Here is a 17,598-nt window from a genome sequence, read left to right as displayed (position 1 = left end):
TTTCAATCCTCCTTAAAGCCTATGAAACTCAACATTCTTCCTGTTTTCCCTCGATCACGGCGATGCGAGAAAAACAATTGTTCTTCACAGCTTGTACAAAGAGACGACACCACAATATGCTCGTTTTTTATGCCAGCTTGTAAGCATAGTATACGATTGACTTCCTTTAAATCAATTGCATATTGTCCGTCTGAAATCACTTTATATGGAACAGGTCCGTTTATCGCTTGTTTTGCTGCTGATAATACACGATCATCAACTACATAACAGCAAGACCCAATGGCTGGTCCAATTGCAACATAAATCTCATGAGCTGATATCCCTTCTGCACTCCACTTTTGAATCATTTCTTTTGCAATTTCTTTTACAGTTCCTTTCCATCCAGCATGGGCAAGTCCTATCATACCATGTGATGGCGCATAGAAATAGAGTGGAACACAATCGGCATAGCAAGATGTTAAACATACATCTCTATCAGTCGTATAAATGCCATCTGTATTTGGAATACCATCTTCATATAAGTAGATTCCTCGCCCTTTTTCCCCTTGACCTACCTTTTCAACGTGATGATCATGAACTTGCTCTGAACAAATCCAATTTTCTAATGGTTTTTGTAACTTGTCCGCTAAAATACGTCTATTTTCATGAACATTTTCCATCGTATCATTCACATGTAATCCTAAATTCATTGCCTGGAAGGAGCCTGTACTTACTCCACCATCTTTTGTCGTAAATCCTGCAGTAATGTTGCCAAGTTCTTTCCACGCTTGTAAATATAATATACCGTCCTCATATATAAATGGTTCTCTCATAAAGCGGCTCCTTTTAATAAAATAACATAAAAAAGCATGGTACTTCCTGTCTATTTTACCATACTTTTATTTTTCCATAATGACAACATAAAAAAAAGAGGAATTTGTAATATTCTTTAAGAAATTGTCGGTGTTTGTATTGATTCTGTTACAGAATTGACATGATCAGCCCTTACTAATATTACATCCTCTCCAATTTTTACAATTTGTTTCCACGGAATAACAAACTCCGCCTCTTTTCCAAATATACCTAGCATTCGTGCTTGTTTTGAAATAATAACAGCTTGAATCTTCCCAGTGTTCATATCAATATCTATATCGCTAATGTTTCCAAGCTTTTTTCCATCAGAAACATTTACAACATCCTTAATTTGAAACTCTGAAATCCGCATCATAGCCATTCTCCCCTTCTATGTCACTATTTGTAGTTGATAAGTTTTCTTCTGCAATTTTCCTTTATTGTCATTATATGAACACGCGATCTTTCCTATGAACAGAATATCGAGGCGCGCAACATAAAAAGGTCCCATCGTAAATGATGAGACCTTATCCTTGAATTGTTTTATTCATTTGTTTAATTGCTGATTTTTCAAGACGTGATACTTGTGCTTGAGAAATTCCAATTTCTTCGGCAACTTCCATTTGTGTTTTCCCTTGAAAAAAACGTTTTCGAATAATCATTTTTTCACGATCATTTAATCGTTTCATCCCTTCTTTCAATGCCAATTCTTCGACCCATTGCTCGTCCCTTTGTTTATCATCACTTAGTTGATCCATTACAAATATAGGGTCGCCCCCATCATTATAGATTGGTTCAAATAATGATACTGGATCTTGAATGGCATCAAGTGCAAAAACAATCTCTTCATGTGTTACTTCAAGCACTTTTGCAATATCCATTGCCGTTGGCTCTTTTGAATTTTCAGCAATTAACTTTTCTCTTACCTGTAATGCTTTATACGCGATATCTCGCAGTGAACGAGAGACGCGAATTGGATTGTTATCACGCAAATATCTACGGATTTCCCCAATAATCATTGGCACAGCATATGTTGAAAATTTAACATTTTGGCTTAAGTCAAAGTTATCAATGGATTTCATAAGTCCAATGCAGCCGACTTGAAATAAATCATCAACAAATTCTCCTCTGTTGTTAAATCGCTGAATGACGCTCAGTACAAGACGTAAGTTTCCATTTACTAATTTCTCTCTTGCGCTTATCTCTCCACTTTGCATTTCTCGGAATAATTTACGCATCTCTTCATTTTTTAGTACTGGAAGTTTAGCTGTATCAACACCGCAAATTTCTACTTTGTTTCTCGTCAAAGTGTTCCCTCCTATCGGGAGTTGCTGTACAGTGTAAAGTATCTCCTTTGGAGGGAATTTTATGCATACCGTTTTCCTAGTACTTTCAAATAAAAAATACAATAAAACCAATCGGAATACCGATTGGTTTTATGTAATATCCTTAATCACACAAGCTTTACAAGCATCACTTTATACCATTTTATTAAATTCTTTTCGAAGCCTTTTTATAATTCTTTTTTCAAGTCGAGAAATATAAGATTGTGAAATTCCCAGCATATCTGCCACGTCTTTTTGTGTTTTTTCTTCTCCTCCCGCAAGCCCAAAGCGGAGTTCCATAATTTGTTTTTCACGATCATTTAATTGGTGTAATGCTTTCATAAGAAGATGTCGGTCTACAGTAGCCTCTAAGTCTTTTGTAATAATATCATCATCCGTACCAAGAACATCTGATAGTAACAATTCATTCCCATCCCAATCAATATTTAATGGTTCATCAAATGACACTTCTGAGCGATTTTTATTATTTCGACGTAAATGCATTAAAATTTCATTTTCTATACAACGTGATGCATAAGTTGCTAGTTTTATTTTCTTTTCAGGATTAAATGTATTCACAGCTTTAATAAGACCAATTGTTCCAATACTAATTAAATCCTCAATATTAATTCCTGTATTTTCAAATTTACGGGCTATATACACAACAAGCCGTAAGTTACGTTCAATGAGTAATGACCGTGCCGCTTGATCACCTTTTGGCAATTTATTAAGGAGTACTTCTTCTTCCTCTTTTGTTAAAGGCGGCGGCAATGCCTCACTTCCACCGATGTAGTAAATTTCATCGGTCTTAATTCCGAGTTTCAACAATACTTTATACCAAAGATATATGAAATAAAATTTTATTTTCGCCATATTCTCCCACCTTTCATAATTAAGCGATTGTCACTTTTGGTGATATCAACATTTTCGGATGTATAATACATTGATACTCTCCATTTGTAGACAATTGCTGCGTATTTAAACCAATTAATACTTTGTTTACGATCATATCGCTACCTTCATGATGAATTTGAACAACATCCGGTTTAATTGCCCATAAAAACTGATGATCCACTCCTACAGCCCGGAAAGGAATTAAACGTAGTCTTGTTGCCCAACCTGAATCATTTTCTGGTATTTGCGGAATCTCTGTTTTGGAATAAATCTGCTGTGTTAACCATGTTGGTAAACAATGTTCTAATGATGATACATGCATAATCATAACCGGGGTTTTCGTTAAAGGGTCATAAAGCTGATTTCCACTATCAATCAATCCATCTAGTTTCATTTCATTTTCGGCAAGTCTAATATTCACTTGTACAATTTGGTCATAATGAATTTTAGTCACTTCCACATTTTCAATACGTTTTTTCGAAAAATAATAAATAATCGGAAATCCCAAAATAACAAACATCCAGCTTACTGGATCACCATAAGAAATTGCTTTCGCCTGAACTAATCCATCGACCATTTCATTCGTTTGTAGGAAAAAATGAGTTCCAATTAATCCTCCCCCTACCATAAATGTTACAAAATAAAAGGAAAAAACAGTCTGTGTATAATCTCTAAAAGTAGAAAACCCAAATGCTGTATACACAATAAGTAACGAGTACAATAGTTTCATAATTGGGTGTGTCATCATAGAAGCAAAAGGAGTAAAGGCAAAAATAACAATTGTAGAACCAATAAATGTTCCTAGTACAAGCCTCCATCTTTTGATCTTCTTTTTCAACACAGTTGCTGTTAATAAAAGTAAAAGAAAATCAATGCAGGCGTTTAACAACCAAACAACGTCGGCGTAAACAACCAAACAATTCACCTCTTTTTTTAAGTTGAGACTAGTATAAAGCATATCCAATAGGAAAGTGTGTCAATTTACGGAGGGGTTTTTTTGTTATTTTGTGGTTTCTAGACATAATCTGTCGTGAGGTATAATTGTAATTCTTCTCATGCTAAATTCTTCTGTAATCATCATCTATCTTTCTTATTTTCTAGCATCTAGATGATGATTTTACTATATAAATAAGGATTAAAAAAACGACATAAAACCATTCTCTTTAGGTGGTACAGAGGATCTGCCGGTGGATAGAAGTCAGGGCTTTTTTAGCTCCATGCCATGTGAAAACAGCAGAAGAAAATGAGTGGATATCTCCTTTTATTTTCATAGAAGCGACTTATGTGTTAAAAAGATCGAAATAAATGTATGTATTTCCAAATAGCATGATAAATTTTTTCATGTAAAAATATTTAAGGTTATGTAATAAAAAAAGAAAGGAGCCATTGGCTCCTTTCTTTCTTATCGTCTACGACGGTTACGTAAGAATGCTGGAATATCAATATCATCTGAATCTGTATTACGTTCATGCACAACAGGCTCTTCACGTTTTACTTCGCGTTTTACTTCACGTTGTTTTGATGGTTGAGCTACTGGTTGTTGCTGTTGCGCGTGATTTGTAGTTGCTGTAGGACGTACAAATGGTTTTGGCGGCTGAACTGTAACACTATCATCAAAACCAGTTGCAATTACAGTAACAACAATTTCATCTTTTAAACTCTCATTAATTACAGAACCGAAAATCATATTTACTTCTGGGTCTGAAGCTGACGCAACGATATCTGCCGCTTCTTGCACTTCATATAAGCTTAAGTTTGTGCCCCCAGTAATATTCATAAGAACACCTTGTGCACCATCGATAGATGTTTCTAATAATGGACTAGAAATCGCGCGTTTTGCTGCTTCTGCCGCACGGTTTTCACCAGTTCCAACACCAATACCCATTAACGCAGAACCTTTATTAGACATAATTGTTTTTACGTCTGCAAAGTCTAAGTTAATAAGACCAGGTGTAGCAATTAAATCTGAAATACCTTGTACACCTTGTCGTAATACGTTATCCGCTTCACGGAACGCTTCAAGCATTGGTGTATTTTTATCTACAATTTCTAAAATACGATCATTCGGTATAACAATGATTGTATCTACATTATCTTTAAATGCTGCAATCCCAGATATAGCTTGCGTTGCACGTTTGCGACCTTCAAATGTAAATGGGCGTGTTACAACACCAACTGTTAACGCGCCTAGTTCCTTTGCGATTTGTGCGATAACTGGTGCTGCACCAGTACCAGTTCCACCGCCCATACCAGCTGTTACAAAGACCATATCTGCACCACGAAGTGCTTCTTGGATTTGTTCTTTACTTTCTTCAGCGGCTTTTTTTCCTACTTCAGGATTTGCGCCGGCACCAAGTCCACGCGTTAATTTTCCGCCAATTTGCATTTTTGTTTCAGCTTTTGATAAATTTAATGCTTGTGCATCAGTATTCACGGCGATGAAATCTACACCTTGTACACCGTGCTCAATCATACGGTTTACAGCATTATTTCCGCCACCGCCGACACCGATAACTTTTATGCTCGCTAATTGATCTTGAGTAGTATCAAACTCTAACATGTCGAAATCCCCCTACAACCTCATTTTTCGTGTGCAATTTTAATCCCATAAATAGCGGAATACACGTTTCACTTTTGACATCATACGCTCATTGTCTTCATTATTTTTACTCTGCTTGCGAGTTGTTTGCTTTACAGGTTGTTGCTGTACCGGCATTGGCATTGGTGCTGGTACTGGCTCAAAATGTTCTTCCTTTTCCTGAACATTTTTCCCGCGCAATTTCGCTTTTTGATAAGAATGTTTAATTAATCCAACCCCAATTGTATACTGAGGTTCACGAACGCCAATATAATCTGGAGTTGCTATACGAACATTTTCATGTAAAATATCATATGCAAGATCAAGAACACCCGGCATAGAAGCAATACCTCCAGTAAGTACATATCCAGACGCTACTTGTTTTACTCCTAGCTTCCGGACCTCTTCCTGAACAAACATCAAGATTTCCTCTACACGTGCCTCAATAATATCAGATAACTCAAGTTGTGAATATTGTTCTGTTTGATCGCTTCCCATAATAGGAACCGTAAACACCTCTTCTTCAGATGCCGTATCATAAAAAGCATGTCCATATTTCAACTTAATTTGATCCGCATTTTCAGTTGAAGTTTTAAGTCCTATAGCGATATCCTTCGTTATATGATCTCCACCTAAAGGCAATACACTTGTTGCTTGTAACTCTCCATCTTGAAAGATTGATAAAGTTGTAGATCCCCCGCCAATATCTACAAGAGCTACACCTCTATTTTTCTCATCAGAAGATAAAGCAACCGTCGCAGCTGCTAAAGGTTGCAGACAAATATCAACAATTTCAAGGCCCGCTTTTTCTACACAACGTAGTAAATTATGTAGTAACGTTCTTGAGCCTGTAATTAATGTGCCTTCCATTTCTAATCTTACACCGATCATCCCGCGTGGATCGTTAATCTCATCAAGACCGTCTACAATGAACTGTCGAGGCACCACATCAATAAATTCACGTTCAGGAGCAATTGATACAACTTGTGCTGCGTCCAGAACGCGTAAGACATCTTCATTTCCAATTTCACGATCTTCATTTGAAACAGCGACAACTCCATGACAAGGAAGAAGCTGTACCTGATTTGCATTTACACCTACAACAACTTGTTCAATGTGAATTCCTACCATACGCTCAGCTTGTTCAATTGCTTTTTTAATTGATCGAACAGTTTCGTCTATGTCAACTATGGAGCCCTTTTTCAAACCATTTGATTTTACGTTTCCAACACCAATAATGTTTAAGCCTTCATTAACCATTTCACCAATGATGACTTTAACATTGGATGTACCGATGTCAAGACTAACATATATTTCATTGCTGTTCATTCTTTGGCACCTCCTTCTTTATTTATACCATACAAGTCAATATATGGAACAACAATCGCAGCTTTACTATTTATAAGAAAAATATTCAACGTCTTTATGCGTTTCCCTTTTTTAACCCTGTATTTTTCTTATTTTTATTTAACATTCACTTATTGATGTTACAGTAACCTGTGAATGACTGCTTTATTTTGAAATAACTCTATTTCAAATGCAAAGATTACTGCCAAATATAAGTCTACACTAAGATGTACTCGTAGAAAAGCTAAACTTGTACCAATCCTAATATGAATCGAAGAAAATCTAGGTATTTTCACCAAATTGATTCTAATTGTAATGAAATTCACACACAGAAGAACAAACTTGTCATTATTGTATTTAAAAAGAAATAAAACTACTACTCTACTTCTTTTTTTCTACCTCATCTAAATATTTAAAATACGCGCCCACTTCTAAATCAATTAAAACCTTTCTACCTGATTCTATATTTTTTATAATTAGTGGATATGCTTCCATACGCTTTGCAAATTCTTGTATCGTTGTGCTCACTTCATAACCCTCATTCATATATAAAGTAAGATGATCTTCATTTGAATTCGTTGGAGCATAATGAATTTCAGAAATAGATCTGAGAATAGTTGGAGTCAATTTTTCTAGCTCTTCAATTAACTCTTTCATTTTCTCTTCTTTAAACGGCTCGAAAATTGGAGCTGCAACAGGTAACTTCCCGTTAGGCAGTACGTCAAGCGTTTTGCCATTTTCTAAAAGTGGTTGTAATTTCCCACCTTTGTTTATATACCCTATCGTTACATACTCTTCAATGTGAATGTCAATTTTATTTGGAAAACGCTTTTTGACATTCACTTTTTTAATTTCATTTCGTTTTGTTAAATTCTTTTCCGCCTTATGTGCTGTCACTCGAAAATAACTCGTTTCATATGTAACTCCGGATTCCTTCATGACCTGTACATCTGTCATATAGTGATTCCCTAGAACACTTATCTTTTTTATATTACTAAGTGGAGATCGAAAGTAAATTAAAAAAAGTACTAGTAAAAATAAAATTGATACATATAAAATTAATCTCTGATTAACTGGCTTTTTATTCTTTTTCTTTTGATTCTTTAGTTTTGGTACACGATCTTGTAGTTTAATCACTTTACTATTTTTCATGTACGATCCCCCTATGTAACATAAAGAACGGCATGTTACGCATGCCGTTCTTATCTTCTTATTATACCATAAATGATAATGAGCGGAACAAATAACAGTTATCTTCCAATGATTTCTACTTCTGTATGCATATCTACGCCAAATTTTCCCTTAATTGTTTTTTTAACAAATGCAATTAAATCCAATACGTCTTGTGCTGACGCAGATCCTGTATTGACAATGAAGTTTCCGTGCATTTCAGAAATTTTCGCTCCACCGATTTGATATCCTCGTAGGCCTGCCTTTTCCACTAGATTCCCAGCAAAATTGGGTAGTGGATTTCTAAATATACTGCCCGCACAAGGATGGTTCCATGGCTGGGTTTCACGACGATAGTCTTTATTCTTTTGCATGATACCTACTATTTCTTCACGGTTCCCTACTTTTAACTGCAATTCCGCTTCTACTACAATGCCAGGACGCTTTGTTTGTAGAACAGAAGTACGATAAGAAAATTCCATCTCTTCTTTTGTTAACCACTTCATTGTACCATCTTCAAACATAATGCGCGCTCTCGTTAAAATCTCTGACATATCTGATTTATGTGCACCGGCATTCATATATACTGCCCCACCCACACTTCCAGGGATACCACTAGCAAATTCTAATCCAGCTAGACCTTGGCGACTAAGTAATGTTGACAACTTAATGAGAGGATATCCTCCTCCAACTCGTACAATAGTTCCTTCTATTTCTAAGTGATCTAATCCTTCTCCTAAACGAATTACTACACCTTCAATACCTTTATCTGATACGAGAAGATTAGATCCACGTCCAATTGCTGTCCACTTTGTGTGATATTTCTTTATTAAATCTAAAGTTTTTTCCACACCAATCACACTACTTGGCACGATTAGAATATCAGCTGGCCCACCTATTTTCATAGTTGTATAACGAGCTAACGCTTCATTTTCTAACACTTTGCCAACTTCTGCTTCGATAAGTTCCTTTGCTAATTGTTTCATGATGATCTCCCCCATATGAAATCTCCGTATTACAGTAGTATGCAGGGCATTCACCTAAGGTTATTTTTTTACAAGCCTTTTCATCACTTCGAATAACTTATTTGCTGCATCAGGAATTCCTAACTGCGTAGCAGCTAGTTTCATATTTTGTAATGTTTGTGTATTTAATAGAATTTCATCAATATCATGAAGAAGTGTTTCAGCAGTTAAATCTTTTTCAAGCAGCATTTTTGCTGCTCCCTTATCGACAACTGATTTCGCATTTTTCTCTTGATGATTATTTGTAACATAAGGACTTGGAATTAAAATACTTGGTTTTCCTAACGCTGTTAACTCTGCTAAAGTTGTAGCACCAGCACGTGAAACGACAAGATCGACACCAGTAAGCACCTCTGGCATATTATGAATAAATGGTTTAATGATTACATTACTTGGATTTCCTTTTTGTTTCACAGCCTCCATGACTTTATCATAATGCACTTCACCTGTGACATACAATACTTCATAATTTTTGTTACCAAATTGTTCAATTGCTGCCACGAATGCATCATTAATCGGTCTTGCTCCGCGACTCCCACCAAAAATAAGCACGGATTTTTTAGAAAGAGATAATCCAACAGAACGCTTCCCTTTCATACCATTTTGATTCATGACTTCTGATGCACGAGGATTTCCTGTCATAACAACTTTCGACTTCGGAAAATGTTCAGCTGCCGCTTCAAAACAAACAGCTACCTTATCCACATAGCGACTTAAAAATTTATTCGTTACACCAGGTACACTATTTTGTTCGTGTACAATCGTTGGAATTCCTAATTTTGCTGCAGCATAAACGACTGGACCACATACATAGCCTCCTGTACCAATTACAACATCTGGATTGAAACGGCGAATATACCTTTTACTATCTTGCACCCCTTTTAGAAAACGCATCACTGTTTTGACATTATCAAGGGATATCTTTCGTTTAAATCCACTAATAACAATTGATTGAAATGGTATCCCTGCTTTGGGAACAATTGTACTTTCTAATCCATTCTCCGTACCAATGTATAAAAACCTTGCTTCAGGATGTAGCTTTTTTATTTCCCTAATTAAAGCAAGAGCCGGATATATATGACCTCCTGTGCCACCACCACTAACTAATACTCGCACTACAAATTCCTCCGCTTCTCTGTTCTAAATTCAATTTTATATATTCATATATTTTCCGTTTTCTACACACGAAAAACCCTGTCTTATAAACAGGGTTTAGTAGCGAGAGTGACGACTTATATTCAATAATACGCCAACTGCCATTAGCATTAAGGTCAAACTTGACCCACCATAACTTAGAAATGGCAAAGTAATACCCGTAACAGGCATTAATCCTGTTACAACACCAACATTAATCATCACTTGAATCGCGATCATCGCCACAATACCTACTGCTAAAAACGTACCATATAAATCCGGCGCTCCTAATGCTATACGAATCCCGCGCCATAGTAACAGACTAAATAATAATAACACAAACGACCCACCAATAAAACCTAATTCTTCCGATAAAATCGCAAAGATAAAGTCAGTTTGCGGCTCCGGCAAGTAAAGAAATTTTTGTCTACTTTGTCCAAGTCCAAGCCCAAATAAACCGCCAGGACCGATTGCAAGTAACGATTGAATAATTTGGAACCCACTCCCGAGCGGGTCTGACCATGGGTCCAAGTAAGAAGTAATTCGTTTCATTCGATATGGTGCTGATGCAATTAATCCAACAAATCCCGCTACTCCGATTAATCCTAACATCGAAAAATGAAAAACGCGTGCTCCTGAAATAAAAATCATTACGATACATGTCCCAACCATTACTGTCCCTGTCCCCAAATCTGGTTGTAACATAATCATGCCAAATGCAACAAATACAAAACTAAGTGCTGGAAGTAATCCTTTTTTAAAAGAAGTGATTAACTTTTGTCTTTCTGCTAAAAATTTAGCTAAAAAAATGATCATCGCAAATTTCATAAATTCTGATGGTTGAATCGAAAATGCTCCAACACCAATCCAGCTTCGCGCTCCCCCCCGAACAAGTCCAACTCCAGGAATCAGAACAAGGATAAGGAGAATAAAACAAACTAGTAAAATCACCTTCGAATAGGTTCGCCATGTCCAATAGTCAATTCTCATAATAAAAAACATAGCAGCTACACCAATCCCCGCAAATAACAGCTGTCGTTTTGCAAAAAAGAATGAATCACCCATCTTATAGGAAGCCCAGACAGCACTTGCACTGTAGACCATTATCATTCCAATTGTTAACAACAAAAGCGTAACGATAATTAAAATAAAATCAGGTGTTTTCTTCATTGGCAATGAGCACCACCTCTTTTGAAGAAGCTTTTTTATTCTATGTAACAAAACATCAGTAGGTGTTAGCCTACTGATGTTTTGTTTACTTTATATAAGTTTATGCACAGCTTGTATAAAAATGTCTCCTCTTTCTTCAAATGTTTTAAATTGATCCCAGCTCGCACATGCTGGTGAAAGAAGAATAATATCTCCATCTGTAGAATGAGCATATGCTCGTTCTACTGCCTCTTCTAAATTATCGACAGTTTCAATCATATCTAATCCTGCTTTTTCCGCTGCCTTTACTAATTTTGGTGCAGTTTGTCCATATGTCACAATTGCTTTTACATGTTCAAAATACGGAATTAAATCATCAAATTCATTTCCACGATCAAGCCCGCCTGCTAGCAAAATAACAGGCTGCGCGAATGCTGATAAAGCCTTTTCTGTCGCTAGCATGTTCGTCGCTTTGGAATCATTATAAAACTTACGATTGTTAATCGTTGTTACATACTCTAGACGATGTTTTACACCTGTAAAGCGTTTTAATACTGTAACAATAGCCTCATTTGCTACCCCTAGCAATTTAGCAATACTCATTGCAGCTAAAATATTTTCCAAGTTATGCTTACCTGGTAAGACGATGTCACCAACTTCAACAACTTTCTCACCTTTAAAATAAAGAGCGTCATCTTTCATACATGCACCATCTTCAATTACTTTCATAGCTGAAAATAATACTTTTTGCCCTTTACTATTTGCCGATAAGGCCATTACCTCTGCATCATCTGCATTCATTACACTGTAATCTGCTTCAGTTTGGTTCTTAAAAATATTCGCTTTTGCTAAACCATATTCTTTCTTAGTACCATGGTAATCTAAATGCGCTTCAAATAAATTTAAAAATGCTGCAATTTTAGGTTGAAATGTTTCCACACCCATTAACTGGAATGATGAAAGCTCTGTAACAACTACTTCATTTTCTTTCGCCGTCTGCGCAACCTCACATGCTACCGTACCTATGTTTCCAGCAATAACAGGATGTTTCTTCCCTTCTTTCAGCATTTCAAATGTTAGCATTGTTGTTGTTGTTTTACCATTAGATCCTGTAATTCCAACAAATGGGGCCTCTGAAATACGATACGCGAGTTCCACTTCTGTTACAATTGGAATTTGTTTTTCTTTCGCTGCAACAAGTAGTGGATTAGAATATGGAATCCCTGGATTTTTTACAACAAGTGAAATATTTCTTTCTAACAATTCTAGCGGATGACCACCGCATACAACGTCCATTCCCTTTGCTTGTAATTCTGCAGCTAATACATTCTCAGCTAAAGGTTTCCCGTCATTTACAATGACATTGGCACCTAAGTTTTTTAGTAAAGTTGCTGCCGCATAACCACTTTTTGCAATACCTAATACAAGAATATTTTTATTTTGATAGTCAGTTACAGTTTTCAATTACATCCACACCCCGATATAAATTCCTAATACTGCCAATAAAAATCCTACAGACCAGAATGTTACAACAACACGCCACTCTGACCAACCACATAATTCGTAATGATGATGCAGTGGACTCATTTTAAAGACACGTTTCCCTGTCGTTTTAAATGAAATAACTTGAATAATAACAGATAATGTTTCCATTACAAATACGCCGCCAATTACAACAAGCAATAATTCTTGTTTTAATAAAATGGCTACAGCGGCTATTGCACCACCTAAAGCAAGAGAGCCTGTATCTCCCATAAACACCTTAGCTGGATTTGCATTAAATACTAAAAATCCAAGTACCGCTCCAACAACGGCCATACAGAAAATCGCTACTGCATACTGATTTTGCGCAACTGCAATAATGCCAAATGCTCCAAATGCAATTGCAGCTGTTCCTGATAATAATCCATCTAGACCATCCGTTAAATTAACTGCATTTGATCCACCGATGAGCATAAACAGCACAAGAATAAAATACGCCCAGTGTAAGTCAAATTTAATATCGGTTCCTGGAATCATTAAATTTGTATCAAATCCCTGTCCTTTTGCAATTACAAAGAATGCAATTGCAATAACTAGCTGACCGATTAATTTTTGTTTTGATGTTAAACCAAGATTTCTTTTTTTAACAACTTTTATATAGTCATCTAAAAAGCCAATCAATCCATAGCCAAATGTAACTAATAACAATAATGATACTTCCGCACCTAAATGTTTAAATTTAATTGCCATAATAAGTGTTGTCACCATCATAGACACATAAATGACAATACCACCCATCGTTGGTGTTCCTGATTTCTTTTGATGTGATTTCGGTCCTTCATCACGAATACTCTGTCCAAACTTTAACTTACGTAAAAATGGAATAAACAATGGCGAAAGGGCAACTGAAATTAAGAAAGCTACCCCAGCCGTTACTAATAAACCTTGTTCAAGCACATGTAGTCCCCCTCTCATGTTGTTACTCTTTGTTGTTTAGACGCTCAGTGATTGCCTCTTTTGCAATTTCACGATCGTCAAAATGATGTACTTCTTTGCCAATAATTTGGTACGTTTCATGCCCTTTTCCAGCAATGATAATAATATCTTCTGCTTTCGCCTCTGAAACTGCGTAGAAAATCGCTTCTTTTCGATCAACAATTACTTTATAATTATTTCCTTTTGCACCTGTTAACATATCATCTAAAATTGCTTTTGGATCTTCACTCCTCGGATTATCTGAAGTCAAGATTGCATGTGTTGCATATTCTGTAGCGACACCCGCCATAATTGGTCTTTTCATCCGATCGCGATCACCGCCACAACCAACAATACAATACACATTCCCTTTCGCAAATTGTTTTGCTGTCGTTAATACATTTTCTAAACTATCTGATGTATGTGCATAATCGACGATAACTGTATAATCCTGACCACCATCCACGACTTCAAACCGACCTGGAACTCCAGTTAGCTTTCTCACAACATCAATAATTGTTTGTAAAGGTACACCCGAAACAAGAGTAGCTGCTGTCGCTGCTAAAACATTGTATACGTTAAACTTGCCAATTAACTTCATCGTAATATTTAAACTCTCATTTGGCGTAACAAGAGTAAATGTTGTTCCACCGCTCGTCATCACAATATCTTTTGCCATAATATCACTATGTGTATCAATTCCATACGTAATAACTGTAGCGGCAGTACTTCTCATATACTCTTCTGCTGCTGGATCGTCATTATTTAACACGGCGTACTTTTCACGACCATGATGATAGCTATTACCAAGCTGAGCAAATAGCAAACCTTTTGCATGTTTATATTCTTCCATCGTTTTATGATAATCTAAATGATCCTGTGTTAAATTTGTAAATACTGCCACATCATAATCACAACCATGTACACGGCCAAGATCTAATGCATGTGAAGAAACTTCCATTACTGCACTATTTACATTTTGCTCAATCATACGTTGAAACGTCTGCTGAAGTGTCAGTGCATCTGGCGTTGTATTTTTCACCTCGAATGTTTCATCACCGATTTTCATATTAACTGTTCCAATCAGCCCTGTTTTATGACCATGTGCTCGCATGATTTCATCCATAATATGCGACGTTGTTGTCTTTCCATTTGTACCTGTAATCCCAATCAAGTGTAACTTATGTGTTGGCTGTCCGTAAAAATAATCAGCTAAAACCGCTAAAGAACGATAGGTATTTTTCACAAGTACAACTGGAACGTCAACATCAATCGGTCTTTCCGCAACAATAGCAGCCGCACCTTGCGCGGCTGCTTGCTTAGCAAAATCATGGCTATCAACCGTATACCCTTTCATACATACAAATAAGCTTCCATTTGTCACTTTACGTGAATCTGCTTCAATGGATGTAATTTCTGGATTTTCTTTTGGAACAACTGGAAAATCATGCAAACATGATACAAGTGTGTGCAACTTCATTTCACTAAACCCTCTCTACATTGTTTATTTATCTCTTACTTAATAAGTAATTTCCCCGTCCTTCATTCGTTAAAATGGAGAAAGGAAGCATTTGATAAGAGCCTTAAAAGATCAGACTCATTTATCAGTGTAGCGTATAATAGCTTCACTAATATTTTTTTCACTCTATCTCTTATATTCGAGAGCAATATATTCTGTTTTCATAGAAAATAAATTTCTATGAAAACAGATATTTATTTTACCCCAACTTCCACCAATTGTATCATAAAACACAATCTCTAACCTTTAATTACCGAAGTAAATTCTAATTTTCGAACCTTCTTTTACTTTGGCACCAGCTTCTGGCGATTGTTTAATTACTTTATCACCCTCACCACTTACATCAAGCTGTAAATCTACAAGTTGCGTTTGTAAATCTTTCTTCTTCATCCCAATTAAATCTGGAACTTCTATCGTAGGTGTATCGCCCCATTTATATTCCTTTTCAACTTGCTCTTTGCGTGGCTCTACTCCCATAACAGGAAGCACATCGCGAAGAATATTCCCTACAATTGGTGCAGCAACAACTCCCCCAAATTGAGTAACTCCTTTTGGGTTATCAACCGCAACGTACACAACAATTTGCGGGTCATCTGCTGGAGCAAATCCAATAAAAGATACTATATAGTTATTATCTAAATACTTTCCATCTTTTACCTTTTGGGCAGTTCCCGTTTTTCCACCAACACGATAACCATCAATATATGCACCTTTACCAGAACCTTTCGCTACAACATTTTCTAACGCATAGCGGACTTTTTCCGATGTTTCCTTGGAAATAACTTTTCTTTTTTCGACCGGTGTTTTCTTCCTTACAACTTGATTATTCGAGGGATCAACAAACTCTTTCGCAATATAGGGCTGATATAACGTCCCACCATTTACAGCTGCCGCTACCGCAGCAACTTGCTGAATTGGTGTAACAGAAACCCCCTGCCCGAAAGAAGTAGTCGCTTGTTCAACCGGACCAACCCTATCCAAGTTAAATAAAATCCCTTTTCCTTCTCCTTGTAAATCAATTCCTGTCTTTTGTCCAAATCCAAAATCATGAATATATTGAAATAACTTTTCTTTTCCAAGACGATCCCCAAGCTCAATAAAACCTGGGTTACAAGAATTTTGAACAACTTCTAAAAAGGTTTGACTACCATGGCCACCAGCTTTCCAACAACGTAACCTAGCTCCACCAACTTCAGCTGCTCCATCATCATAAAACGTATCTTTCTCCAAGTCTACTAATTTTTCATTTAAAGCTGCAGCTAATGTAATGATTTTAAAAGTCGATCCTGGCTCGTATGTACTCCATACAGGCAAGTTTCGATTAAACACTTCTGGTGAAACACTCTGAAAATCTGCTGGATCAAAACTTGGTCGACTTGACATTCCTAAAATCTCACCATTTTTTGGATTCATGGCGATCGCAATCATACCATCTGGGTTATACGTAGAATCTGCAATATTCATTTCTCTCTCTATAATCGTATTAATTTGAGAATCGATCGTTAGTTTCAAATCTAAACCGGCCTCTGGTTTTTTGAAATCATCTCCAACATTCGGCATTCTTTGTCCTTTCGCATCTGCAAAAAAGCGCACATGCCCTTTATCACCATTTAACTCTTTATCATAATATGCCTCAAGTCCCATAAGCCCTTGATTGTCACTACCAGCAAAACCTAGTACATGCGATAAATATTTTCCAAAAGGATAATACCGAATAGAATCTTCAGCAATATAAACACCTTTTAGACTTAAGGCACGTACTTCCTTTGCTTTATCATGAGAAATTTTTCTTCCGCCTTTGTCCAATCTTACAATAGACTCTTTTTTTGTAATCCGCTTATAGATTTCCTCTTTTTGCACACCTAAAACTGCAGCCAACTTCTCTGCAGTCTCTGTTGGTTTTTCAATTTGTCTCGGTACAACAAAGACAGTTGGTGCACTTTTATTCGTTGCAAGCTCTACACCATTTCGATCTAAAATTTTCCCTCGTTCAGGTTCAAAAGTAATATTACGACTCCACGAATCTTTCGCACGATCTGTTAACATATTCCCAAGAAAAAACTGTACATATCCAAGACGAATATCAATAATTGTAAAAATGAGTATACCTGATATCAGTATAAAAATGAGTCGTTTTCTAACTGTTACATTCGATACACGCATATTGGA

At 36.4% G+C, this 17,598-nt stretch carries 15 protein-coding genes and 1 pseudogene; all 16 read right to left on the bottom strand.

Going from position 1 to position 17,598, the window contains the following annotated elements; all coding sequences use genetic code 11:
* Window positions 1-2: 2 nt before the first annotated feature.
* Complete coding sequence (gene pgeF / locus LOK41_RS06905; protein WP_241815812.1) at window positions 3-812, bottom strand: peptidoglycan editing factor PgeF; 810 nt, start codon at window positions 810-812, stop codon at window positions 3-5.
* 116 nt (window positions 813-928) lie between these two features.
* Window positions 929-1,207 (bottom strand): YlmC/YmxH family sporulation protein, encoded by a 279-nt coding sequence (locus tag LOK41_RS06900; RefSeq protein ID WP_174103545.1) that lies wholly within the window; start codon window positions 1,205-1,207, stop codon window positions 929-931.
* A gap of 151 nt (window positions 1,208-1,358) precedes the next feature.
* On the bottom strand, window positions 1,359-2,138 hold the full coding sequence (sigG, locus tag LOK41_RS06895) for an RNA polymerase sporulation sigma factor SigG (protein ID WP_003199794.1): 780 nt from the start codon (window positions 2,136-2,138) through the stop codon (window positions 1,359-1,361).
* 171 nt (window positions 2,139-2,309) lie between these two features.
* Window positions 2,310-3,029, bottom strand: coding sequence for an RNA polymerase sporulation sigma factor SigE (gene sigE / locus LOK41_RS06890; protein ID WP_174099297.1), 720 nt, complete (start codon window positions 3,027-3,029; stop codon window positions 2,310-2,312).
* A 19-nt stretch (window positions 3,030-3,048) separates the two neighbouring features.
* Window positions 3,049-3,966 (bottom strand): sigma-E processing peptidase SpoIIGA, encoded by a 918-nt coding sequence (gene spoIIGA / locus LOK41_RS06885; protein ID WP_241815811.1) that lies wholly within the window; start codon window positions 3,964-3,966, stop codon window positions 3,049-3,051.
* 486 nt (window positions 3,967-4,452) lie between these two features.
* A complete protein-coding gene (gene ftsZ / locus LOK41_RS06880) occupies window positions 4,453-5,610 on the bottom strand; it encodes a cell division protein FtsZ (protein WP_174099295.1) in 1,158 nt (385 codons plus the stop codon).
* 39 nt (window positions 5,611-5,649) lie between these two features.
* Entirely contained in the window at window positions 5,650-6,957 is a 1,308-nt protein-coding gene (gene ftsA / locus LOK41_RS06875; protein WP_241815810.1) for a cell division protein FtsA, read from the bottom strand.
* A gap of 158 nt (window positions 6,958-7,115) precedes the next feature.
* A pseudogene (locus tag LOK41_RS06870) lies at window positions 7,116-7,232 on the bottom strand (DUF1290 domain-containing protein); the annotation flags it as partial.
* 124 nt (window positions 7,233-7,356) lie between these two features.
* Window positions 7,357-8,127: a cell division protein FtsQ/DivIB gene (locus LOK41_RS06865; RefSeq protein ID WP_241815809.1), complete on the bottom strand. Its 771-nt coding sequence runs from the start codon at window positions 8,125-8,127 to the stop codon at window positions 7,357-7,359.
* 98 nt (window positions 8,128-8,225) lie between these two features.
* Entirely contained in the window at window positions 8,226-9,131 is a 906-nt protein-coding gene (gene murB, locus LOK41_RS06860) for a UDP-N-acetylmuramate dehydrogenase (protein ID WP_241815808.1), read from the bottom strand.
* A gap of 60 nt (window positions 9,132-9,191) precedes the next feature.
* On the bottom strand, window positions 9,192-10,286 hold the full coding sequence (gene murG / locus LOK41_RS06855) for an undecaprenyldiphospho-muramoylpentapeptide beta-N-acetylglucosaminyltransferase (protein WP_241815807.1): 1,095 nt from the start codon (window positions 10,284-10,286) through the stop codon (window positions 9,192-9,194).
* A gap of 96 nt (window positions 10,287-10,382) precedes the next feature.
* Window positions 10,383-11,474, bottom strand: coding sequence for a stage V sporulation protein E (spoVE, locus tag LOK41_RS06850; protein WP_174099319.1), 1,092 nt, complete (start codon window positions 11,472-11,474; stop codon window positions 10,383-10,385).
* Window positions 11,475-11,564: 90 nt separating this feature from the next.
* On the bottom strand, window positions 11,565-12,917 hold the full coding sequence (murD, locus tag LOK41_RS06845) for a UDP-N-acetylmuramoyl-L-alanine--D-glutamate ligase (RefSeq protein WP_241815806.1): 1,353 nt from the start codon (window positions 12,915-12,917) through the stop codon (window positions 11,565-11,567).
* Complete coding sequence (gene mraY, locus LOK41_RS06840; protein ID WP_241815805.1) at window positions 12,918-13,892, bottom strand: phospho-N-acetylmuramoyl-pentapeptide-transferase; 975 nt, start codon at window positions 13,890-13,892, stop codon at window positions 12,918-12,920.
* A 22-nt stretch (window positions 13,893-13,914) separates the two neighbouring features.
* Window positions 13,915-15,390 (bottom strand): UDP-N-acetylmuramoyl-L-alanyl-D-glutamate--2,6-diaminopimelate ligase, encoded by a 1,476-nt coding sequence (locus LOK41_RS06835; RefSeq protein ID WP_241815804.1) that lies wholly within the window; start codon window positions 15,388-15,390, stop codon window positions 13,915-13,917.
* A 285-nt stretch (window positions 15,391-15,675) separates the two neighbouring features.
* Window positions 15,676-17,592: a stage V sporulation protein D gene (locus tag LOK41_RS06830; protein ID WP_174099287.1), complete on the bottom strand. Its 1,917-nt coding sequence runs from the start codon at window positions 17,590-17,592 to the stop codon at window positions 15,676-15,678.
* Window positions 17,593-17,598: the final 6 nt, after the last annotated feature.

The sequence above is a fragment of the Bacillus sp. TL12 genome (assembly GCF_022625245.1).
Lineage (GTDB): Bacteria > Bacillota > Bacilli > Bacillales > Bacillaceae_G > Bacillus_A.
Note: the sequence above shows the minus strand (reverse complement) of the source record. Positions and strands in the feature narration are given on the sequence as shown.